General features: G+C 66.8%; 17 protein-coding genes. 3 read left to right on the top strand and 14 right to left on the bottom strand.

Features of this window, described 5'->3' with window-relative positions; genetic code table 11:
• Nucleotides 1–163: 163 nt before the first annotated feature.
• The 3 genes from PIGHUM_RS06160 to PIGHUM_RS06150 all read right to left on the bottom strand — a co-directional run bounded on the left by PIGHUM_RS06160 (nt 164) and on the right by PIGHUM_RS06150 (nt 3,845).
• A complete protein-coding gene (locus tag PIGHUM_RS06160; protein WP_124078516.1) occupies nt 164–610 on the bottom strand; it encodes a hypothetical protein in 447 nt (148 codons plus the stop codon).
• Between the two features lie 32 nt (nt 611–642).
• Nucleotides 643–2,688 (bottom strand): S8 family serine peptidase, encoded by a 2,046-nt coding sequence (locus PIGHUM_RS06155; protein WP_124078515.1) that lies wholly within the window; start codon nt 2,686–2,688, stop codon nt 643–645.
• Nucleotides 2,689–2,894: 206 nt separating this feature from the next.
• Entirely contained in the window at nt 2,895–3,845 is a 951-nt protein-coding gene (locus PIGHUM_RS06150; protein WP_124078514.1) for a dioxygenase family protein, read from the bottom strand.
• A gap of 126 nt (nt 3,846–3,971) precedes the next feature.
• On the opposite strand from PIGHUM_RS06150, the gene PIGHUM_RS06145 reads away from it, so the two are divergent.
• Complete coding sequence (locus PIGHUM_RS06145; RefSeq protein WP_124078513.1) at nt 3,972–4,874, top strand: LysR family transcriptional regulator; 903 nt, start codon at nt 3,972–3,974, stop codon at nt 4,872–4,874.
• Here the strand turns inward: PIGHUM_RS06145 and PIGHUM_RS06140 are convergent.
• A complete protein-coding gene (locus PIGHUM_RS06140) occupies nt 4,871–6,394 on the bottom strand; it encodes a glucan biosynthesis protein G (RefSeq protein WP_281279058.1) in 1,524 nt (507 codons plus the stop codon). The two genes, PIGHUM_RS06145 and PIGHUM_RS06140, sit on opposite strands and share 4 nt — an antisense overlap.
• A gap of 412 nt (nt 6,395–6,806) precedes the next feature.
• On the opposite strand from PIGHUM_RS06140, the gene bglX reads away from it, so the two are divergent.
• Nucleotides 6,807–9,107, top strand: a complete 2,301-nt coding sequence (bglX, locus tag PIGHUM_RS06135; protein WP_425466680.1) for a beta-glucosidase BglX — start codon at nt 6,807–6,809, stop codon at nt 9,105–9,107.
• Between the two features lie 43 nt (nt 9,108–9,150).
• Here the strand turns inward: bglX and PIGHUM_RS06130 are convergent, their stop codons facing one another.
• From PIGHUM_RS06130 to PIGHUM_RS06095, 8 genes are all read right to left on the bottom strand, one after another.
• Complete coding sequence (locus tag PIGHUM_RS06130; protein ID WP_124078512.1) at nt 9,151–10,104, bottom strand: Rpn family recombination-promoting nuclease/putative transposase; 954 nt, start codon at nt 10,102–10,104, stop codon at nt 9,151–9,153.
• A 173-nt stretch (nt 10,105–10,277) separates the two neighbouring features.
• The gene (locus PIGHUM_RS06125) at nt 10,278–11,258 is read right to left on the bottom strand and encodes a DUF6607 family protein (protein WP_222929226.1); all 981 of its coding nucleotides are present in this window, start codon (nt 11,256–11,258) and stop codon (nt 10,278–10,280) included.
• Between the two features lie 25 nt (nt 11,259–11,283).
• Nucleotides 11,284–12,744, bottom strand: coding sequence for a surface lipoprotein assembly modifier (locus PIGHUM_RS06120; RefSeq protein ID WP_160142180.1), 1,461 nt, complete (start codon nt 12,742–12,744; stop codon nt 11,284–11,286).
• 138 nt (nt 12,745–12,882) lie between these two features.
• On the bottom strand, nt 12,883–13,773 hold the full coding sequence (locus PIGHUM_RS06115) for a HupA family protein (protein WP_124078510.1): 891 nt from the start codon (nt 13,771–13,773) through the stop codon (nt 12,883–12,885).
• Nucleotides 13,774–13,973: 200 nt separating this feature from the next.
• Entirely contained in the window at nt 13,974–16,505 is a 2,532-nt protein-coding gene (locus PIGHUM_RS06110; protein WP_124078509.1) for a PKD domain-containing protein, read from the bottom strand.
• Between the two features lie 48 nt (nt 16,506–16,553).
• A complete protein-coding gene (locus PIGHUM_RS06105; RefSeq protein ID WP_222929225.1) occupies nt 16,554–19,421 on the bottom strand; it encodes a TonB-dependent receptor in 2,868 nt (955 codons plus the stop codon).
• Between the two features lie 42 nt (nt 19,422–19,463).
• Complete coding sequence (locus tag PIGHUM_RS06100; RefSeq protein ID WP_124078508.1) at nt 19,464–20,456, bottom strand: FecR domain-containing protein; 993 nt, start codon at nt 20,454–20,456, stop codon at nt 19,464–19,466.
• 2 nt (nt 20,457–20,458) lie between these two features.
• Nucleotides 20,459–20,935, bottom strand: a complete 477-nt coding sequence (locus PIGHUM_RS06095) for a sigma-70 family RNA polymerase sigma factor (RefSeq protein ID WP_124078507.1) — start codon at nt 20,933–20,935, stop codon at nt 20,459–20,461.
• A gap of 152 nt (nt 20,936–21,087) precedes the next feature.
• Between PIGHUM_RS06095 and PIGHUM_RS06090 the strand changes: the two genes are divergently transcribed.
• Complete coding sequence (locus PIGHUM_RS06090) at nt 21,088–21,918, top strand: class I SAM-dependent methyltransferase (RefSeq protein WP_124078506.1); 831 nt, start codon at nt 21,088–21,090, stop codon at nt 21,916–21,918.
• 42 nt (nt 21,919–21,960) lie between these two features.
• On the opposite strand, the gene PIGHUM_RS06085 is transcribed toward PIGHUM_RS06090, so the two are convergent.
• Both PIGHUM_RS06085 and PIGHUM_RS06080 read right to left on the bottom strand, forming a co-directional pair.
• A complete protein-coding gene (locus PIGHUM_RS06085; RefSeq protein ID WP_124078505.1) occupies nt 21,961–22,380 on the bottom strand; it encodes a hypothetical protein in 420 nt (139 codons plus the stop codon).
• A gap of 8 nt (nt 22,381–22,388) precedes the next feature.
• A complete protein-coding gene (locus PIGHUM_RS06080) occupies nt 22,389–23,057 on the bottom strand; it encodes a TetR/AcrR family transcriptional regulator (protein ID WP_124078504.1) in 669 nt (222 codons plus the stop codon).
• Between the last annotated feature and the right edge of the window lie 57 nt (nt 23,058–23,114).

Here is a 23,114-nt window from a genome sequence, read left to right as displayed (position 1 = left end):
CTGCAAAGGTAAGCCTTTGATATTAGCCCGGTTCCCGTCAAATGGCAACACCTTTCATGCCGGAAGAACCGACGGGCAGCCTGGGCGCAACATTGCCGACAAGAACCACATGGCGCATTCGCGCGGAACGCGCCCTCTGCGGCCGCCGGCATCGGTCGCGCCGTCAACGCGGCACGGGCGTCTTTTCCCATTGCACCGGCAGGCGCACCGTCGCTCCGGGCAGATTGGTCTTGAGCGCCTTCAGGGCCGCCACCGCCTGGCCGAATTCGGCATAGCGCAGCAGCGCCGAGCCGGTCGGCGCCATGTATTGCACCGACACCGGAGCGGGTACCGAGGCGGCCGCCCTGACCTGATCTTCGGAGGCGCCGACCACCAGCACCTCGTTGCGGCTGAGCCCGACCACGTCTTGCGAACTGAGCAGCAAGACGCCCTCTCCGTCCGCGGGCGGGACGGGCAGCACACGCAAGCGGCTGGAACCGGCGGTGTAGCTGCGCAGTTGTCCCCACTGTGCGAGCTGCTCCGGCGACATCCGCTGCCCCGGCTCGGGCGTCTCGGCTGCCTGGCACGCCATCGCCACGGACAGACCCAGCGCCACCAAGGCTGTTTGCACCAATTTTTTCATATCGTCCTCGATGCCGTAAGTTATTGCGCGATGACGCGCGCTTCGACCATGAACTTGAAGTCCGCCGGCGATCCGTCTTCCAACGTGGAAGAGCACTTCTCGGACATCATGAATTCACGCTTGTTGTCGACCACCCGGTAGATTTCGATCTGCTCGTCCGGATTGGCCGCAATGAGGAAGACCTTCCAATCCCCCCGGGCCTGCTCGCCATAGAAAGTCGCGCTGGACAAACCATAGTTGTCGAACTTGTTCCACGGCCCCGAACCCCAGGGGAGATTGTAGTAACCGGCCCGGAAGGCATCATTGGGCAATTTGAGCAGCGACATGGTTCCCGAGGGCGACCGGACGGCGATGCCCAGCGAGCCCAGGCAGACATTCTCTCCGCTCAGGCGCACCTGAAACGCATCCACGGTCCCGGCGTCGGCGACCGTGAGCGAAGCCACGTCCTCGGTCACGCGCCGGTAAGGGAAAGGACTGCCGATATCGACGAAGCCGAACTCCGCGAGATCCTCCGGATCCGGAACGTCGGTACCGCCCTTCTGCCTGTAGCTGAGCGGGGTGAAGTCGGGGATCTTCACATCTGCGGTCCGGCTGCGGCTCGGGTCTTTCTTGTACTCCAGCGCCAGCTCCACGGCCCGGCCGGCATCGGGCACGCCGAAGCCGTACCGGTTGGAATGCTCCAGGCCCGCGGCGTTTTTCTGCCAGCCCAGTTCGACGGGAGCCACAAAAGAGCCATCGCGGATGTCGACGGCGCTGCCGCGCAGGTCGAGCAACTGGTTGGTGTTCAGGCTCATCAAGGCGCCATATCGCTTGGTTCCGCCCGGGACCAGGTTGGCGGAGTAATCGGCATCGACCTTGCGCGACGATTTCTGCAGGATGTCGCGCACATCGCGCCAGGTGAGATCCGGATTGGCGCTGAGCATCAACGCCACCACGCCCGACATCGTGGGCGCGGACGAAGACGTGCCATTCATATAGGTGTAGTCGCAGTTGGCGTTGTCCGGCTGGCCATTGCGGCTGCTTTGTCCACGCTGGAAAAGCGTGGACGCGGCCGTATTGCTGAAACCGTTGACGCAACCGCTCAGATCGGTGCTGAAAATGGTGGGTCCGTTCTGGACCCTGCCCGCGCTCACCCCTTCGCCATAGGTGCCGGAGCTGCCGAACTCCCCGCCCATGCCGGTAACCCAGACCACCGAGCCCGCGCTGCTATAGCTGCTGGCCCTGCCCATGGCGTTGAGGGCCGCTACCGTGACGACGCTGGGCTCCAGCGTCAACCGGTCGTTGCCCACATTGGAACAAGAGTAGTAGGCCAGGCCGGTGCCGCACGTGCCTTCCTGGAAAGAATTGCCTGCCGACTTCAGGAATACCCCGCCCTTGCCGCCGCGCAGGCGCTTGAGCTGACGCACGGCAAGCGTGGCGCCATCCGTTTCGTCGTCGTAGCCCTGGGCAAGCGCGACGGAATCCCCGAACGAGCCATTGAACACATCCGCCTTGCTGGACCAGGGCGCGCCGCCGAACGCCAGGAGCAGATCCGACTGCCAATTGGTGCTGGACAGCAGGTTGGCACCGCCCACGGTGGCGCGCGGCGCAATGCCCATCACGCCCTTGCCGTTCTGAGCCGCCGCGATCATGCCCGCCACGGCCGTGCCATGTGCGGCGCTATCGGGGGGAGACAGTTCCGGGAACGGATCGTCGGTGCCGGTCAGGAAGTTGTACGACATGCTCGGGTCGGCATTCGCCGCCAAGTCTTCGTGCTTCAGCTCGACGCCCGTGTCGAGCACCAGAACCCGCACGCCCTCGCCCTTGTAGCCCTGGCGATGTGCCGGCTCCACGTTCAGATCGACATCGGTGGCGAACGTGGCGGGGAAGTCCTTGAAAAAGGTGGTCGCGCGGTTCAACGCCCATTGAAAGGTATAGAGAGGCTCGGTCGCGCCCGTCTTGCAGGCATATTCGCCCGTTTCGGCACAAGCCTCCGTTGGCGCGGGGTCTCCCGAGCCGCCGCACGCGGCGAGTACCGCCGACACCACCGGCAGAAGGAGAAAGCGGGTTCTGGTTTTTAGATGCATGATCTCGCGTCGTTGAGTAGAAAGAGAGGTCTTCTGCCGTCCCCCCCCGGGCGCGGCAGACTCCGTGTGGCGCGTTCGACATCGCTGCACACCTGCTTGTGCATGAGCAACGCGGGATGCTGGGCAAGAAAATCAGATCATCGTGAGTGGCGAAGAACCGGGGTGTCGATCGGGCGGGAGCAAGCCGGAGGCGCCGCCCGATACCGTTACGGACGCCGCTCCAGCACCGTTAACACCGGACGATCGCCGTCGGCCTTGCCGGTAATCGGTGGCTTGGGCAGCCGAGCCTCCCCCGGCTCGACCACGAAATGCTGGTCCAGAGTGTACCAGCGGCCCTGCACGTCCGGTGCCGGCGCGGGCTCGCCGGCGGCATCGTGCGCCACGTAGCGCCCCACCAGTGCCTCGGTCACGCCGAACTGCACGTCGGTCTCGAGGTTGGGATCGTCGCTGGAATACACCTGCGAGAACTGGGTCTTGTAGCCCGGCTTGTAGATCATGAAATGGATGTGGGCGGGCCGCATGTTGTGGCGGCCCTGCGCCTTGATCAGGTCGCCCACCGGCCCGGTGACGGGAATGGGGTAGCCCGCCGGCTTGATGCTGCGGAAAGCGATGCGGCCGTCCTGGTCGGTGGTGAATTTGCCGCGCAGGTTCATGTCGCCCTGGGCCGGATCCTGGTTCTCGTAGAAGCCCTCGGTGGAGCTGTGCCAGACGTCCACCTCGGCACCGGCCACCGGCCGGCCGTCGCGGTCCCGCACCCAGGCGTTGACGAAAATGGGATCGCCCGGGGTGGGCGAACGCACGATGCTGCCGCCGTTGGGCGTGACCGGCGAATCCATGCGCCAGAACGGCCCCATCAGGTTGGCCGAGGTCTCGGTCTGGCCGTTGTCGCCGTTGTTCAGCAGACAGACCAGCGACGACACGCCCAGCGAGCCCGCCGCCAGCACGACTTCGTTGTGGAAGGCGTTGGTCAATTGGCCAGCCCGGGCGATCACGCCGCAGAGCTGGTGGAACTCGGCCTCGGTCAGCCGGACCTCGCGCACGAAGGCATGCAGGTGCCGCACGCCGGCCGACAGGATTTCGCGAAGGCGCGGGTCGTCGGCCCGCGCGGCCTCGGCCAGCACGGCCTCGGTCACGTCTTGCTGGTTCTTGATGATCATGTCTGGTCCATATCGATGAGCGGCCATGCGGGCGCGCCACGGCTGGATGATCGCGGACGGATGCGATACAGTCCAATACCGTCTATGACGATCTCCATACCGATACAGTATGGCTCACTTTCCACGATGAACCTGAAGCAGATGCGCTATTTCGTGGCGGTGGCCACGGAGCGCAATTTCACGCGCGCCGCCAAGCGGCTGCACATGGCGCAACCGCCGCTGACCCGTCACATGGCGGAACTGGAACGCGACCTGGGCGCGCCCCTGTTCGTGCGCACGCCCAAGGGGGTGGAACTGACCGAAGCCGGCGCCGCGCTGCTGGACGAAGTCCCCAACATCCTGTCGCTGACCGAGCGCGCCCACGAGCGGGCGCGCCGCGCCGGCCAGGGGCTGACGGGCACATTGGAAATTGGCGTGTTCGGCTCCGGGATACTCAGCGTGATTCCGCGCATCCTGGCCATCCTGCATGCCGAGCGCCCAGACGTGGAGATCCGTCTGCACAACCTGACCAAGCCCGAGCAGTTGGAGGCGCTGCGCGAGCGGCGCATTACCGCCGGCTTCCATCGGCTGCCGCCCGACGATCCCGATATCGACGCCCAACTGGTGACGCGCGAGCCTCTCTACGTCGGCATGCACGAGAGCCATCCGCTGGCTCGGCGGGACCGTCTGCGCGCGGCCGACCTGCACGACCAGCCCATGATCCTCTACCCCAACCTCGACATGCCGGGGCTGGAAGAACGCGTGGCGCGCATGTTCAACCGCGAGAACGTGGCGCTGCGGGTGGTGCAGCAGGTCGAGGACGTACTGACCTGCGTGGCCCTGGTGGCCGGGCGTTTCGGCCTGTGCGTGACGCCGCGCTCGGCGGCCGACAATCTGCTGCTGCCCGGCGTGGCCTACCGCCCGCTCGATTCGGCATTCCTGCCGGACGTGGAGCTGAGCTGCGCCTACCTGCGCGGCAACCGCTCCCCCGCCCTGCTCGCCATGCTGGAAGTGATCGAGCGCTATCGGCGCGACAACGGGCCGGCCTAAGGCGCGCGCACCGAGCGCGCCGGCAGTTGATAGCTCCAGGTTTCGGTCAGCGCCTTCTTGCCGTCGACCAGCGCCGCGCGCAGCTCCAGCGGCTGGCGCGGATCCTTGACCTTGACGCGCAGCGTCAGGCGCCAGCCCTGGATGGCCGGATTGCGTTGCAGGACGTTTTCCAGCACTTCGCCGTTCCCGCCCACGTCCACCTGCGCATTGACGGTGGTGCCGTTCGGCAGGCCGGCCAGCACCGGCCCTTCGAAATCGATCATGAAGGCGGTGCTGCCGTCGAGCTGGCGGATCAGGTTGGCCTGGCGCACCTCGCCGTCGGTGCGCAGCGTCTGCTTGACCCAGCCCACTTCTTTTTCCAGCAGCGCCGGTTCGTTGAGCGTCCAGTGGATGCGATAGTCGTGGCGCATGGGCTGCCCCTTGGGAGGCAGCTTCTCGGGCGTCCAGAACGCGCCGATGTTGTCGTTGGTCTCGTCCGCGGTGGGAATCTCCACCAGTTGCACCTGGCCCGGCCCCCAGTCGCCCTGCGGCTCGATCCACGCGCTCGGACGCAGATCGTAGCGGTCGGCCAGGTCTTCGTAGCGATGGAATTCGTGGCCGCGCTGCAGCAGGCCGAAGCCCTTGGGGTTGGTCACCTGGAAGGCGCTCACCGACAGGAACTCGGGATTGTTCAGCGGGCGCCACAGCCACTGGCCGTCGCCGGTGTGGATGGCCAGGCCGTTCGAATCGTGCAGCGCGGGCCGGAAGTTGTTGCCGCGCACGCCCTGGTTCGGACCGTACAGGAACATGCTGGTCAGCGGCGCCACGCCCAGGCGATGGATCTCGCCGCGCACGAACACGCGCGACTGGACGTCGACCACGGTGTCCTCGCCCGGCCGCAGCACGAAGCGGTAGGCGCCGGTGGCGCGCGGCGAATCCATCAAGGCATAGATGACCAGTTCGCGATCCTGCGGCTTGGGCCGCTCGACCCAGAATTCGCGAAAGCGCGGGAACTCCTCGGACATGCCGTCCTGCCAGGCCGTGTCGATCGCCAGGCCGCGCGCCGACAGACCGTAGATCTGCCCCTTGCCGATCACGCGGAAATAGCTCGCGCCCAGCAGGCTCATGATCTCGTCCTGCACGCCGTCGCGATTGATCGGATAGAGCACGCGAAAGCCCGCGTAGCCGAGATTGCGCGTGGCGGCCGCGTCGAAGTTCAGGCCGCCGAAATCGAACTTGGCCGGGTCGTACTTGATCTCGTGGACCTTGCCGTCCACCACCTCGCTGATCGCCACCGGGCTGGAGAAATGCATGCCCTGATGGTAGAAGGCCAGCTTGAAGGGGGTAGCCAGATCCTGCCATTCGAACTTGTCGCGGCGCGGCTGGATGCGCAGGTAGTCGGCGAACTCCATCTTGCTGAAGACCGGAGGCAGGTTGCTGACCGGGGCCGCATAGGGCTGTTCGATCAGCTGGCGCGCGCGCGCCGTGACGTCGTCGAGCGTAAATGCCTGTACGGCTGCCGTGCCTGCGGCGGCCAGCATGGTAGCCGCCCCCAGCGCGGCTTGCAGCAGCCCTTTCCGCATGAAGGCCGCGAGGTCTGTGAAACCCACTAGATTCTCCCTGAAGCGCATGTGCGCAGTGATTGTCCGGAACACAACTAGACCGCCCGGGGCGCAGAGGATTCCGGCGAGCGCGGCCCAGCGGCTGCGCGGTTGTAACAAGCTGTCTGGTACCGTGACGGCCACAGCGGCGCCGCGCGATGATTCCCGCCAGGAAAATACCATAGGCCCCATCCGCGCGGCCCGCGCGCCGCTGCCGGCCCCGCTGCGTACAATCGGCCGCACCCGACCCGCTTTTCCGGAGACCGAACTCTTGGCGTCCTGCCCCGCTTCCCTGCCGCGTCTCGCGCCCCCCTCCGCCCACCCGCAATCCCACGGCCCCTCGCGCCGCCGCTTGCCCCTGCGCGCCCGCCTGGCAGCGGGCCTGGCCGCGATGCTGCTGGCCGGCCCGGCCGCGGCCGCCCCCGACCCCGCGCTGCTGGGCGACAGGCAGGCCTTCATCGCCGACCTGCTGGGCCAGATGACGCTGGACGAGAAAATCGGCCAGCTTCGCCTGATCAGCATCGGCCCGGACATGTCGCGCGAACGCATCGCCAACGAGATCGCCGCGGGCCGCATAGGCGGCACGTTCAACTCGGTCGTCCCTGCCGACAACCGGGCGATGCAGAACGCCGCCGTGCAGCGCAGCCGCCTGAAGATCCCCATTTTCTTCGCCTACGACGTCGTGCACGGCCACCGCACCATCTTCCCGATCGGCCCGGGGCAGGCTTCGAGCTGGAACATGCAGGCCATCGAGCGCGGCGCGCGCGTCGCCGCCATCGAAGCCAGCGCCGACAGCCTGGACATGACCTTCGCGCCCATGGTGGACATCGCACGCGACCCGCGCTGGGGCCGCACTTCCGAAGGCTTCGGCGAAGATCCCTATCTGGTCTCGCGCATCGCGCGCGCCATGGTCCGCGGCTACCAGGGCGACGCCACCTCCCGGCGCGACAGCATCATGGCGAGCGTCAAGCACTTCGCGCTGTACGGCGCGGTCGAAGGCGGCCGCGACTACAACGTCGTCGACATGAGCCCCATGCGCATGTACCAGGACTACCTGCCGCCCTACCGCGCCGCCATCGACGCGGGCGCCGGCGGGGTCATGGTGGCGCTCAACTCGATCAATGGCGTGCCCGCCAGCGCCGACACCTGGCTGCTGCAGGATCTGCTGCGCCGGGACTGGCGCTTCGGCGGCGTGGCCGTCAGCGACCACGGCGCCATCAAGGAACTGATACGCCACGGCGTGGCGCGCGACGACCGCGAAGCAGCCAAGCTCGCCATCCGCGCCGGCGTCGAAATGAGCATGGCCGACGAGCTGTACCTGAACGAGCTGCCCGGGCTGGTCAAGAGCGGCGAAGTCCCCATCGCCGACATCGACCGCGCCGTGCGCAACATCCTCGGCGCCAAGTACGACATGGGCCTGTTCCACGATCCCTACCTGCGCATCGGCCGCGCCGCCGACGACCCGCCCGACCTCTACGCCGAATCGCGCCTGCACCGCGCGGACGCGCGCGCCCTGGCGCGCGAATCCCTGGTGCTGCTGGAGAACCGCAACCGGACCCTGCCGCTGCGCAAGAACGCCATCCTCGCGCTGGTCGGACCTCTGGCCGACTCCCCCGTGGACATCATGGGCAGCTGGTCGGCCGCCGGTAGAGGCACGAACCCGGTCACGCTGCGCCAGGGCATGGAAGCCGCCATGCGCGGCCAGGGGCGGCTGCTCTACGCGCGCGGCGCCAACGTCACCGACGACCCGGCCTTGGTCGAGTACCTGAACCAGCTGAACTGGGACACCAAGGAAATCGTGCAGGACCCGCGTCCGCCGGCCGAGATGATCGCCGAAGCCGTCGCCGCGGCGCGCCGGGCCGACGTGGTCGTCGCCGCGGTGGGCGAATCGCGCGGCATGTCGCACGAATCCTCCAGCCGCACGACCCTCGACATCCCCGCCAGCCAGCGCGCCCTGCTCGCCGCCCTGAAAGCGACCGGCAAGCCGCTGGTGCTGGTGCTGATGAACGGACGGCCGCTGGACCTGCGCGAAGCAAGCGCCACCGCCGACGCGCTGCTGGAAACCTGGTTCAGCGGCACGGAAGGCGGCAACGCCATCGCCGACGTGCTGTTCGGCGACTACAACCCCTCGGGCAAGCTGCCGATCTCGTTCCCGCGCTCCATCGGCCAGATCCCCACCTATTACAACCATCCCCGGGTCGGGCGCCCCTTCACCGAGGGCAAGCCGGGCAACTACACGTCGCAGTACTTCGAGGAAAAGACCGGTCCGCTCTACCCCTTCGGCTATGGCCTGAGCTATACGAGCTTCTCTCTTGGCGATCTTGCGCTGAGCAGCCCGGTCATGGCGCGCGGCGGACGCATCGGCGCGCGAATCACCGTCAAGAACACCGGCGACCGCGCGGGCGCAACCGTGGTGCAGCTCTACGTGCGCGACGAAAGCGCCTCGGTGGTGCGCGCGGTAAAAGAACTGAAGAACTTCCAGAAGATTTCATTGGAGCCGGGCGAGGAACGCATCGTGCATTTCGACATCGTCGAAGACGACCTGAAGTTCTTCAACGCCAGGCTGGAACACGTAGCGGAACCCGGCGCGTTCGAAGTCCAGATCGGCCTGAACTCGCAGGATGTGGAGCGCGCGAGGTTCGAATTGCACTGACCGGCAAACGCGCCAAGGACGACATCACCATCTCGCTGAGAGATCAGCGGAACACGTCGTCCAAGGTGTCCGCGTCGACAAAATTCAGCGACCAGGCTTCGGTCTGAGCCTCGGTGGCCTGCTCCAGCCGCTGGACGACCGCGGGCGGCAGGATGCCGAACTTCTTCATCAGCTGGCGCTTGAGCAACTGGGCCTGGCCTTCCCGGCGCCCTTCCTCGCGCCCTTCCATCCGTGGCCGCAGGGTCCAGTCCCGCGAATGTGCAACTGTCATGGCAAGCTCCGCAATATCGTCGGTGTCAGGCAAGGGGATGTCTTTGGGCAAGGCGCGCGGCAGCACGATGTAGCGCACCCAGGCGCCCAGAACGTGGCGCAACGCTTCGTGTCCGGCATGGCTTGCAATGGCCGTGCACAGCTCCCGCAGCAATCGCGCGGCCTGCTCGATGCCTTGATTATGCTCCAACTGCAGCACCAGGCTGGCCAGGTTGCCGGCAGGCAGCGCGCCCTGGCGTACCAGCACGCCGGCATCGGCCAACACGTAGCGCATGGCCGGCTGGAAGGGTTGCAGCGCGGCCGGAACGGGGTCGATCAGCGCCGCCACGTCGGTCGCGGCGCGCCAGGGCTTCAAGCCGGTGTAGAGAACGATGGGCAGCAGCGCGGGCAGAAGCTGCCGGGTGGAGCGTCGCTCGCGGCGCAGCAGGGTTTCGTAGCTGAGCGCGGCATAGCTGAGTATGCGCACAGCCATGATGCGGTCGCCCGAGGACTGGTGTTCGAGCAGCACCAGCAGGTGCAGTTGCTGGCCGTCGGTCCGGCAAACCTTCCAGAGCAGGTCGCCGTGGCGGACGTGTTGTTTGGCGCTCAGGTGGTCGGCGGGCAGGGGCTCGAGCGTATCCAGGTCGATCAGGCCTCGCCATTGAGGCGGCAGGATGGCGGCAAGCAAGTCGCGCATGATGGCCGGGTGGCCGAACAGGCGCCGGTAGTGACGGTCGTGGTGCCGCATGGCGTGTCCCGATGGAATGGGCGGGACACGTACTCTATGGCATGCAAAGCCGGCGGCGGCTATTGCGGCAGGCGTTTGTCCATCTGGGGTGGCCACAGGGGCAAGCGGCCGCAAGACACATGGGAGCGTGGCCAACCCGCTCGGTCGGCCGCGCACTTCCAAGCGCAGGTGCCCTACGGCGCCGACACCCACGGATCGAACAGCTCGCGGATGTCCGCCTCGCTGATCGCGACGCCATTGTTCGCCTGCTGTGACTGGACGTACATGCTCAGGATCATTTTCATGCCATCGACCGGGTAGTTCAGATGCACACCCTGGCCCTCGGCGATGCGCAGTTTCCACTCTTCGCGGATGCGGCGCCAGTAGTCGGCCGTGTTCTCCCAATAGCGGTAGCCGGAACTGAAGTTGAATCCCGTGATGCGACGGTAGTCGTTGGCGCCGGTTTCCTTCACCAGCGTGGAGACTTCGCGCTCGCCGTCGCGCACCACCTTGCGGTTGACTTGCTCGTGCATCCATCCTTCGGGCGTGATGCGCTGGACATTGACGATGCCGAGCGCGTTGTAGTCGCTGCGCTTGGTGTACTCGCGCCGCGGCAGCGGCCGCCAGCCGGCGTCCGAGGTCCAGGTGGGGGTGTCGTTGTCGTAGGTCCATTTGCCCGTGCCGCAATAGCGCGGCGCGTCGCTGACCTCGTAGACGCATTGGGTCCAGGCGCCCTTGGTGACGGCCGGGTCGATGGAACGCAGGCGCCAGGTCTGGTCCTCGGTGAACTCCAGCCGCGTCGGCGCCTGGTATTGCCAATCCTGGCGCCAGTGCTTGACCACGAAACCGGCGGTGCGGTGGACCAGTAGGTGCTGCAGCACGATGCGGTCACCCGTGTCTTCGGCCACCAGCACCATCTCGTAGGCGCCGCTGCGATAGCGCCGCTTGGGCTCGTAGCCGGGCGCAGGATCGCCTTCCTCGAAATTGAAGCTGACGCGGTAGTCGCCCACCATCGCCAGGATGGCTTGCCGATCGCGCTCCAGGCCCTCGGCGTGGCTGATGACGTGCGGGCGCTGGTCGTCCGGCACGGCGCGGATGTGGGAAGTCGACAGGCAGCCGCCCAGCAGGGCGGGCAACAGACATGGGAACAGCAAGGATCGTAAGTTGACTTTCATGGTGCGGGTTCCGTTGAAGAAGTCCTCAGAAAACTTTGGTGAAGCCCAGGGTGAAGCGGTTTCTTTCGTAGGTGTAGAGATGCGGGATGCTGCTCCGGTTGTTGCGGTACTCGTAGCTCATGGTGGGCGTGAAGCCTGCCCAGGCGTAGCCCGGCAGCGAGACGCTCAGATAGAGGCCGTTCTCGTGGTCGCGCTGACGCCTGCCGAAAATGGCGTAGTCCTCCTGGGCCTGCCTGCGGCGGTAGCTGTAGGCCGCGTTGACCGTCACCTTCTGATTGAACGATTTGACGATGCCCAGGCGCGCGATCTGCTCGCGATAGCCGAAGAGACCGAAGCCGGCGTCGCTTTCGCGCCAGGTCAGGACGCCGTACAGCAACAGATCGGGCCGGACCGCGTACTGGCCGTACAGCATGGCGCTGCGGAAATCGCCCTCCAGGCCTTGCAGCCGCTCGGTGAAGTCGCGGTGCTTGTACTCGTAGCTGGCTTCGATCATGGCGCGCGGGTTCAGCTGCCGATTCAAGCTGGTGCGAAAACCCACGGCCCGGTAGGCCTCGCGGCCGCCTTCCAGATCGAGTTCGAACAAGGGCAGGAACTGGAAATGGCCGCGCGCGGTGCTGTACTGGTAGCCCAGGTAGGTGGTGGAAACGAGGTTGTCGAAATTGCTCTCGTGGCGGTAGTGATTGCCGTAGTTGAGGCTGCGCAGCAGCACGCCGTGGTGGCCGGCCAGCGGCCAGAGCTTGTTGAGGCTGGCCTCGAAATAGGCGCCGCTGTCGGCGGTCTTGCTGCCGGGCACGTTCTGCAGGCATGTGCCGTAGAACACCAGCGCGCACGGATCGACCACCCGCGAGGTATTGGCCAAATTGTCGTCGCGCACCGCCGCCACTGACAAAGTGAGGCGCAGACGGCCGCGCTGCTCGATGGCCGTCATGGCATCGGCGATGTAGCGTTCCACTTCGGCCGGCAGCGGCCGCGCCTGCATCTGCTGGAAGATTTCGCGCGCATCGCGCAGGCGGCTGTCGGCCATCATCGCCCGCGCCAGGTCCAGGTTGCCGCGTATGAACTTGGGATTGGCCTGCAATACCTGGCGATAGCCGGCAATGGCGGCGTCGTAATCGCCTTCGGCGGCCAGGCGGGCGGCCTCGACGAAAGTGAACAGGGCCGGGTCGCGCCCGGGCACCTGGGCGTACTGGCGCAGCAGCCGGTCCGCGCCGAACCAGTCGCGCGCATTGACGGCCTGCATGATGGACAGAAGCAGCTGGTGCAGGCGGGTCTGGGGCGTCTGCCAGGCCGACAGCATGGATTCCTCCAGCCAGTTGCCCCGGCCCGCACCCTGTAGCGGGTCGCTCTGGCGGCGGAGTTGCTGCGCCTGCCGCTCGGCGCCCTGCCACAGGCGGTCGGCCGTGTCTTGTTGCGCCCAGGCGCTGGCGGAGCACAGGAAGAACAGCAACGCGGCGCTGCGTAGTAGGCGTTGGAACCGGGATGTCATGAAAGCGGGATGCAGGTCGAGTCGAGGCAAGCCGAACAACCCGTATCCGCCCATGGGCGGATACGGGAGAGACTGAAGCGGTTCACCATGGCGAAAGGCAGTCTCTTTTCAAGCGGCGGTCAGAAAGGCCCCGCCCGCTCAGTTGGCGCGGCCGCCGAAGGAGGCGACATAGTCGGTGCCGAGATAGCTGCCGCTCGCGACGCCGGCCAGCGCGCTGCCGTCGGTGCCGGGAGTCGTAGAGCTGGCATTGCCGAAGAACTGGCCGCTGGTGGTGCCGTTGGCGGCCACCGGAGTGGTCACGTAGTACGTGGCGTTGCCGGCGAAGGTGCCCGCGCCCGCGCCGCTGAGCGTGGCAACGGCATTGATGTCGAGATACTGGCTGGTGGCCGACTTGCTCAAAGTCCCCGTCAACGAAGCGGTCGAGGCCGCTCCTCCGGTGGGCGTCCCCAGGCTCAGCGTGCCTTGCAGGACATCCAACGAGGTGCCGTCGTTGGTCGTTGCTCCGGTCAGCCCCAGCAACGCCACGGTAGCGTAGTTGGTGGCGGCGGCAGGCAGGACGCGGCCCGTCGTATCGCCCACGAACCATGCCTCGTGCTCGACGGTGCCCACCCCGGCGGTACCCGAGCTCGCCATGCCGAAGTAGACGTTCTTGGTCAGGTTCGGGACCTTCACGCCGTTCATGTCGACCGTGGTGGCAGGCGGCGTGCCGCCCCCCGGCACCGGGGGATGCGCGAAGCCGGACGGCAGCTGGTAGTAGGCGAAGGTCAGGCCGCCTTCGACAACGTCCAGGGTGGTCTGGCGGGTGAACGGCTCGATGCTCTGCAGGCTGATGAGCTGGTCATTGGTCGGGTCGTTGTCGCCGTCGTAGGCGCCGATGCCCGGCGCGCCCAGCGGACCATGAAAGCCGCCGATGGTCGCCCCGCCCACCACGACGAGCTGGCTGCCCGTATTGACGGAACCGCTGACGGTCTGAGCTTGCGCGGCGCCGGAGGCGGCGAGTATGGCCAATGCAATCACTGTGTGTTTCATGATCGTGATTCCTCAATATGTGTGCACCTGGGCACACGGTTTACCGACATGTCCCGCCCAGGGCGGGGATGTCGCTGACAGGCAGCCTCATGCATGGTGTGCCCTCGCCTCCTTGGCCTGGACGGGCGCCGCCGCGCGCAAGCACAGCGGCGCCCGGGAAAAGCGGCCGGGTGGCCGTCGATCGACCCGGCCGCCGGCGCTCAATTGAGCGGTCCCACGTGGAAGGTGTAGCCGTCCTTTTCCGACACGCGGAAAGACCACTTGAACTGGTAGGTCGCGATGAGGTTGTGCAGGCTCTCGCGCTCTGCCTTCGGGATGCTGCCGAGGTTGGGGTACTTCTCCAGCGCCTCGGCATAGAGCTGCGCTTCGTTGGGGATGCGCGGGCGCCTCAGGTAGAACAGCACCGACTCGCCCTTGCGTATCACCTGATTGTTCTGCAGGCCGACGAAGCTGGGCTGGTAGCCGTCTACCGCCGACGTGGCGAGGTCGACGATGGTGTAGTCGCGATCGAAAGCCGTCAGTTGGTAAATCGCCTGGTAATCGTCGCTCCTGCCAGAATCCCCGAGGCTATTCAGCGTGTATGTCCAAGAACTGCCATCCAATGTCGAAGCCGGAACGGCCGTAAAGGGGAAGAACTTCTGCGTTGCCGATGTACCGGCAGCAGGATCTCCTTTCGGGTTCTGCTCCAGCAGCAGCGTGGGGTAGTTCTGGCGGCTGACGGCGCTGATCTCCAGGCGCTTGGTCTCGGAGTAGGCCAGACCGTCGCTGGCGATGGCCTCGAAGGCATAGTCGCCCGGCACGAATGGATTCGGCGTGCTGACGAAGCTGCATCGGTTCGCAGTCGTGACCGGAATCGTGCAAGACACCGGTTTGATCGTGCTCCCCTGGGGCTGCGTCACCGAAATGTCGTAGTAGAGGGGCGTATCCTGGTCCGGATCGAGGACGATGGGATAGAGATGAAGGCTGAAATTATGAAGCCCATCATCATTCACGACCACGGCCTGGCCCGGCGTGATGTTGCTGTTCAATCTCCCCGCGACGGTCGTCGTCCCCCCTTCCAGACGCAGCTCCGACAACACCGGCGCATGGTTGCTCACCTTGGCGAAGCCGCTGGCGCTGGCCGTAGTGTCGGTCGCCGGGCTATACCCGCCCCGGGCATCCTTCACTTGCAGGTGCACCGTGTAAACGCCAGCCTTGTCGGTCGTCACCCTGGCTATGGGATCGCTCTCTTTTCCGTCCACCACGGCGGCGCTGCCGTCGGGGCGATCCACCAGGGTCCAGGTGTAGAACATCTGGTCGCCGTCCGCGTCGGTGCTGCCGCTGCCGTCGAAGACGAGGGTGCCGCCCTTTTCCACCTTGGCCACGTCCAGCGCGACCTTGGCGACGGGGGCGCGGTTGGCGGCAATCTTGATGGTCAAGGTCTTGGCTGCCACCGCGCTGTCGAGCTTGCCGTCGTTGACGACCAGCTCCACGCGCCAGTCGCCCGCGTCGTTGCCATCCAGCTTCAAGGACGCGTCGGCGCTGGTCTGGCGGTCTTCCGAGCCTGCCTTCCAGTAAGTCCAGTTGTAGGTCAGCGGATCGCCTTCCGCATCGTAGGCGTAGGCGTAGACGGTGCAATAGGGCCACCAGGTGCCGCTGCCGCCCAGCTCGCATTGATCGGTGGTGGTGGCGAAACCTATCGTCGCCCCGGGTGCGGTATTGACCGTATCGCCAGCGGCCTTGGCGACGGTGATGACGACACGCTGGGTAGTCGAGGCGTGGCCATCGTAGGCGAGGAAATCGAGGTAATACTTGCCCACGATGTCGGGCGTGAATTCGGCCTTGGCGCTGCTGGTGCCGCTGATCACGGCCTCGCTGCCGTCGGGCTTGGGCGTGGGCACGTCGAGCGCGAAGCGCCAGCGGTAGCTCAGGACATCGCCGTCCGGGTCCTTGGTGCCGCTGCCGTCGAGCACGATCGTCTTGCGCAAGGTAGCGTTGAACAGCAGGTGGCCGCTGGCGTTGTGCGTGGCCCCTTCCGGCTCGACGATGGAGATGACCGGATAGCTGTTGCCGGTATTGACGGTGATCTTGACCTCGACCGGGGCGCTGACCTTGTCGCCGTGGCGCACGACCAGCGTGGCGCGGTAGACGCCGACCCGTTCGGCCAGGAAGCTGGCCTGAGCGCTGGCGGCGTTGTCCAAGGGGGTGGTCAGATCGCCATCGGGCTGGTCGATCAAGTTCCACTGGTAGCGCAGCTCGCTGGCCGCGCCGCCCGTGGGCGGCAGGCTCTTGCTGCCGTCCAGCGTGACCGTCTCGCCTTGCAGCACGGTCTGCTCCAGAGGCACGACCACCGCCACCGGGTCGGGGTTGGTCGCGGTGACCGTGACGCGCGCGCTGGCGCTGGCCGCGCCGTCCTTGACGATCAGGTCGGCCACGTATTCTCCGGGCAGGTCGACGGTCAGGGTCGGCTTGGCGGCCGTGGCGCTGGAAAGCGCGGCGGCGCTGCCTTCCGGTTTGGCCGATAGCGTCCACTCGTAGCTCAGCGTGCCGCCATTGGGCGTGGTGCTGGCGCTGGCGTCGAGCGTGACGACGGTGCCGATGGGCGCGCTGGCCGGGGCGGCCGTGGCGACGGCGGTGGGCGGGGTGGCTGTGTTGCCGCCGCCACCGCCGTCGCCTCCGCCGCCGCACGCGGCCAGCAGCAGCACGGCGGCGCTAGCCAGCCCCGCCGCGAGGTTGCGCAATATCTGTGTCATGTCGAGTGTCCTTTGCTTGTCGATGTCGTTCAGGAGGTGGCTGCGAAATCAGTACCGCAAGGTGACGCTCAGCCGTGCGGTGCGGCCGGGAGCGGGGATCAGCCCGAGGCTGAGCGCGTCGATGTAGTAGCGGTCGGTGAAGTTGTCGAGGTTGAAATCGATGCTGACGCGATCGTTCACGCGGTAGCTGGCGAACAGGTCGAATACGCGGTAGGAGTGCCACGGCACGACAGCGAGGAAACCGCGCGCGGTGTCGTTGTTGTATTGCGGCGCGTTGGTGCGCTGGCCCATCAGGGTGGCGCGCACGCCCAGCACCAGCCGGTAGTCCATCAGGCGCGCGCCGAGCGTGACGCTGCCGTGCCACTTGGGCGGCACCATGTTGTTGATGTAGCTGCCGGCGATGCCGTAGTCGTTGCAACGGTTCACGCGGTAACTGCCGGTGTGGCAGATTTCGATCTTGTTGTATTTGGTGAAGCCGAACTCGGTGAACACCACGCCCAGGTCGTATCCGCCCGATAGCTCCAGCCCGTGGAAGGTGGCGCTGTCGATGTTGCGCATGGTGAAGCTCGACGACTGGGCCAGCTCGCCGCCTGACCCGCCCTCCTCCCACAGGTTGGGCGACGTGCGCGTCAGGTAGTCCGTGATGTGGTTGCGGAAATAGGCGAGCTTCAGGCGCAGGCGGTCGCGGCCGGCCAGGATGCCGTCCTTCGCGTAGTTGATGCCGATTTCCCTGTTCCTGGCGTGCTCGGGCTTCAGGGCGACGTCCGGCGCAGCATCGAACGAGAAACCCGAGGTGCTCTCGAACAGGCTAGGCATGCGGTAGGCCTCGGCGTAGCGCCCGTAGAACTGCAGGCCGCGCTTACCCGGCTCCCAGCTCAGGCTGAGCACGGGGGCGGTGCCGCTTTGCTTGTTCCGGTTGGGGATGGGATCGCAGACGCCGTCGCCGTCGCGGTCGACGCAGTTGGGGCTGTCCGGATTGCTGACGACGATGTCCTTGTCGTCGCTGGACTTGAAGCGCGTATGGCGCAGGCCGACGTCCAGGGCCACGGTTTCGATGGGCTTGTAGAGCCAGGCGGCGAACGCGCTGTATTCATCGCGGTCGCCGCTGCGCCCGGCGGAACGGGAGTCGCCGTCGTTCAGCGCAGTGGTGCCGACGCTTTCCCATTGCGCGGCCATGCCGACGCGCACCTGGCTCTCGCCCCAGTCGCCGTGCTGCAGGGTGGAGGTGTTCTCCAGGGTCAGCCCCCAGCGCTTGTATTTTTCGCGCACGTTGTTGTAGAGGGAAGGCTGGGTCTCGCTGGGGCTGTTGTTGGTGGCGTTGGTGCGGGTGTGCCACAGGTCGGCGCGCAGGTCCAGCAGCGGCTGGCCGGCGGGTTTCCAGTGGTAGCGGCTGGTGTAGGTGTTGACCGTGACGTCGCTATTGCGCGGCTGCAGGACCGGCGAGAGATTGGCGAAGCGGATGATCTGCGAGGGCATGATCTCGCTGTACACGCTGCTGTAGCGCAGGTAGGCGAGTTCCAGTTCCTGGTCGTCGGCCAGGTAGGCCGTACCCTTGAGCAGCGCCGACTTGCTTTCGTAGTTGGTGCCGGGTATGCGCTCGCCGGCCCGGAATACGGAAGCGCCTTTGATCTCGGGGCGGACCTCCGTGTAGAAAGGCAGCTTGCGCCGGTTCGACACATCCACCCAGCCCGCGGGCCCGTGTTCGCCTGCGTAGTAGTTGCCCTGCTCGCGCTGCGCGTAGGCGGCCACCAGGTCGAATTTTTCCCAGCGCTTGGCGATGGCTACGCTGCCGGCATAGCTTTTGGGCTGGAAGGTACCGGGGCGGTCCAGCCCTTCCGGGTTGCCCCACTCGTCGGGCAGCGCATACTTGCCGGCGCATGCGCCGGCGGTGGCGCAGTCGGTGCGGTAGACCGGGGCCGAATTGAAGGTTTCGCCGACGCCGGTGAACAGGCCGGTAGGCGTGTCCGGCGCCATGGGCGAGCCGGTGTTGTTGCCGATGGCCTGGCCGCGCACGCGTATGCCGAAGTCCTGGCCGGGCCGGACGATGTCTTCGGCCTTGATGGTGCGCATGCTGACCAGGCCACCGGTGGCGCCGGTGCCCTGGGCCGACAGGGTCGGACCCTTGTCGATGGTGATGCCGCCGATCAGGTCGGGGTCGATGTAGCTGCGCGACACCACGCCGGAATAGCCCCGGTACACCGTGGTTTCCTGGCGCGCGCCGTCGACCAGGATGGGCACCCGGCCCTGCCCCTGCATGCCGCGGATGTTGATGTCCAGCCCGCCGCTGTTGCGCAGCTCGCCGACCAGTACGCCGGGCACGCCGCGGAAGATGTCGCCCACCGACATGCCGCGGTTGCGCTCGATGTCGTCGCGGGTGAGGACGCTGCGCGAGCCGGCGGTTTTGTAGACCTCCTCTTTCTCGTCGCGCTCTTGCAGCCCTACCACCGTGACCGTGCCCAGCATGCCGGGCTGCACCGTCGCGGGCGCGACGCGCAGGGTATAGCTGCGCTCGCCGGACGGCAGGGCCTCCAGGCCGGTGCCGGCCAGCACCGCCCGCCAGGCGTCCGGCAGCGCGTACTCGCCCCGGAGTCCGGCGCTCTGGCGGCCATCGGCCAGATGCGAGTCGAAGCTGATCAGCAGGTCGCTCGCGATGCCGAAATCCTTGAGGACGCGCGTGAGGTCTCCAGGCTCGATCTGGTAGTGGCGCACGGCGGGGGCGCTGGCTTGCGCCTGCGCGCGCGAGTCGAGCGGCGTCCATGCCAGCGCGGCCAGCGCCGCGGCGAGCGCGGCAACGCCAACCCCGCGGCGGCTGGGCATCGGAAAGCGGAAAGACATGAAGTGGCTGAGTCCCGGTTCGGCCGCGTCGATTTCGCGGCTTACATATCCATTGACGAACTCGGCCGAAAATCGGCTCACCGGCGTCGCGCGAGCGGGCCACGCCCGTCGCGGAGCCCGGGTTCAGGCGGCGGGAGAACGCGCTTCGACGCGTACCCAGTAGCGCGTGCGTCTGCGCACTTCCACGGGCAGCGCATGCGGAAGCGACGCAAGAATGCGGTCGGGATCGTCGAGCGGAAACGTGCCGGAGACGGGCAGGTGGGCTACCGCCGGATCGCATTGCACCCAGCCTTGCCGATAGCGGGCGACTTCGGCCAGGAACACCGCCAAGGGCGTATGGTCGGCCGTCAGATAGCCGCGCGCCCATGAATCGGCGTAAGGGTCCGACGCTTCCGGCCCCTGGGCCGAGGTGGAAGTGTAGGCGCCCTGCTCGCCGGCGCGCAGGCGCAGGCCCGGCCCGGCGCCGCGGCGCGGCTCCAGCGCCACCAGGCCTTCCCAGACGGACACGCGGGTGCTTGCGTCGTACTGGCGCACCGTAAAGCGCGTGCCGAGCGCCCGCGCATCGCCTTGCGCGGTCCGCACGAGAAACGGCCGCCCCGCCGGATCGCCGCCGGTCTCGACCAGGATTTCGCCACGCAGCAGCTCGAGCACCCGCCGCTGCGCGCCATAGCGCACATTGAGCGCGCTATCGGTATTCAGCGCCACGCGGGTGCCGTCTTCCAGCCGCACCGTGCGGCGCTCGCCGACCGGGGTCGCGTGATTAGCCATCCACGCCTGGAACGGCGCGGCGCGCGGCAGCAGCACGATCGTTCCGCCCAGGCCGGCCACGCCCGCCGCCAGCAGCTTGAGCGTGCGCCGGCGGCTGCGCTCGGCACCGCCGACGGCCTCGATGGCGACCGCCGCCGATCCCACCTGGCGCAGGCGATCGTCGATCTCTTCGATACGCAGCCAGGCCCGCTCGTGGACGGCCGATGCGTGGCGCCAACGCATCCATGCCTGCATCCGCCCCTCGTCCAGCGGCTTCGTCTGCAACTCGATCAGCCACTGCACTGCCTGGCGGGCCACGGTTTCGGGCACATCGACGGCGTCGGGCGCGGCAAGCGTGACGGGCGGCATGGTCAGTATCCGAAGTAGCAGCGCACGGCGGCCTGAGCGATGCGCCGCTTCACGGTGGCCAGCGAGATTCCGAGCGCCGCCGCGATTTCTCCCAGCGACATGCCTTCGATGCGCGCCATCAGGAAAGCCTGCTTGGCCTGCAAGGGCACGCCGTCGAGCATGCGGTCGATTTCGACCAGCGCCTCGATGGCGATGAGCCGCACTTCGGGCGGCGGCACCAGGTTCTCGGGCTGCCGGGCCAAGGCCTCCAGATACGCGCGTTCCAGCGCCTGGCGCCGCAGCTGATCGATCCAGAGGGTGCGCGCCACTGTCGTCAGCACGGCGCGCGGCTCGGCGATCGCCGCGACGTCGAATGACGTCAGCACCTTCAGAAAGGTATTCTGGACCAGGTCGGCAGCGTCCCAGCTGTTGCCGAGCTTGCGCTGCAAACGGGCCAGCAGCCACGAGCCGTGGCTCCGATACATGGTTTCGATCGTCATGGGAAAGCCGCGCCTCGGATCACCCCCGTCCTCCGCAAACATCTGACCGAGCAGCGAATTTACATGATAATGATTCTTATTTCAATACCGATCTAATCTAGCCGGATGCCGGTTCGGTTTTAGGCCTCCGGCACCGTTCGAGGAACTGTCCCATGTCCAATCCGCTTCCCGATGTCGCCAGGCTGTCCGCCGTGCCTTCCACGCTGCGCATTCCGCTCGCGGCCAGGGCATTGGGCGACGCGATGTTCCCGAACATGGCCGTCGGCGACGCGGATGCCGCGCGCATGCTCACGGCGCTGGGCGACGACGGCGCCGTCTGGCTGCGCGACCGCGGAAGCGTCTACGGCGTCCTCGCACGCACGCGCCGCTTCCGCGACCTGGCCGCGCAGTTCCTCGCCGCGCGTCCCGATGGCCGCGTCGTCAATCTCGGCTGCGGCCTGTCCAACTACTTCCAGTGGCTGGACAACGGCCGCATGCGCATGACGGACGCCGACCTGCCCGAAGTGCTGGAGATCCGCCGCGAACTGCTGCCGGCCGGGGGCGGCCGGCACATCGTGCGCGAAGTCGATCTCGCCGCGGCGGACTGGTGGGACGCCCTGGGCTTGCCGGCCAGCCGCGACGAGGCGCCGGTGTTCCTGCTTTCCGAGGGCGTCTTCATGTACCTGGAACCGGCCATGGTCCATGCGGTGCTGCGCACCTTCGGCGAACGCGCGCCGGCCGGCTCGTCCTTCGTTTTCGACGCGATGTGCTGGCTGGCCGCCGGACGCGCGAAGCGCCACCCCTCGGTGCGCCACACCCAGGCCGAATTCCGCTGGGGGCCGCGCCGCTCCGCCGAACTCACCAGGGACTCTCCGCGCCTGAAGCTTGCGGCGGCGCACCCCATCATGGAGAGCTACGGCTGGCCTTATGCCTTGATCGGGCCGGCGTTCCGCGTTTTGTTCGGCGTGCCGTTCTACGCGCTCTATGAATTGCGAACGCAATGACTCGGGCAGACGGCCACGCGTTATTGCCGCCCGCTCCGTGCCTCATTCCTCATCGTCGGCGATCTCGTTTCCCTCGAGAAGGCGTTGCGCCCGAACCCGGGCTTCGCCGAGGTCCGGCGCGACCGACATGCGAAGCCCGAAAGCGGCCGAGAGCGCCAGGGCCTGCGCGCGCTTCAGGACTCGCCTGGCCCGATCCGGTTCGACCGCAACGATTCCTTTGCACACCTGGGCCAGGGTTTTCTTGTTCGCCTTCAACCACTGCACCTGGGCCTTCTGGTCCTCATGTTCGGGATGTTCGGCGCTGTCGATGAATATGAAGACGAAGGGCTGGGCGTTCGCCACCAGCGCCTCCATCTCCACGATCCACTGCGGCGCATAGCCGGCGGGAAGCCGGCTGCCCCGGATGCTCACGATCGGGAAGGCGGAGATGTCGTAATGCCTGAAATCGTTCTTGCTCAGCATGGCCGATGCTATGTCCTGGATGAACTGCGTTTGCGGGATGGGGGTTTCCGGGCGGGTTTCGAGGCGGGCCGATCGGCGGCGATCAGCCCCCAGAGGTAGTCCAGTGCGGCATCGTCCTCGAGCGGCGGCGCGCCGGTGACCGCCAGAGCATCGTTGGTCTCGATGTCGCTGTGCAGGAAGAACTGGACCAGACCGCCCGCAGTGACCATGAGCAGGCCCGCGGGCACGTCCTGCCGGATGAGCCCGGCGTCCTGAGCGGCCTTGAAATGCGGCACGAACAGCTGGTTCAGCGACTGCGAACGCGACTTGCGCTCCTCCTTCGGGGCGCCGAGCACGCGCCAGAGTTGAAACCGCAGCGCGCGCGGATGCTCGCGCCAATAGCGCATATAGGCCGCCAGCATCTGCTTGAGTCCTTCCGGCTTGCCCTGCAGCGCCGGATCGACGGCCGCGCTGCCCAACTCGGCGAACTCTTCGGTAATGCGAGTGCCGACCAGCTTCCACAGGGTTTCCTTGTCCTGGAAGTGGTGGTGTATCAAGCCTGGCGACACACCGGCCTCCTTGGCGATCTCGCGGGTCGTGGCGCCATCGAAGCCGAGCTTGGCAAAGACGGTCAGGGCGGCCTCCACGATACGGTCGCGGGCATCGACGGTGGTGTAGACCTGGCGTAATTCGGACATGGGACGAATCTCCTGAGGGCGGCGTGCACAGCCGCCTTCCACGGCTTGCGTGCTGAT

This window comes from Pigmentiphaga humi (assembly GCF_900606115.1).
GTDB classification, from domain to species: Bacteria; Pseudomonadota; Gammaproteobacteria; order Burkholderiales; family Burkholderiaceae_B; genus Pigmentiphaga; species Pigmentiphaga humi.
The sequence above is the reverse complement of the archived record's forward strand: the minus strand, read 5'-3'. Positions and strand labels throughout refer to the sequence as shown.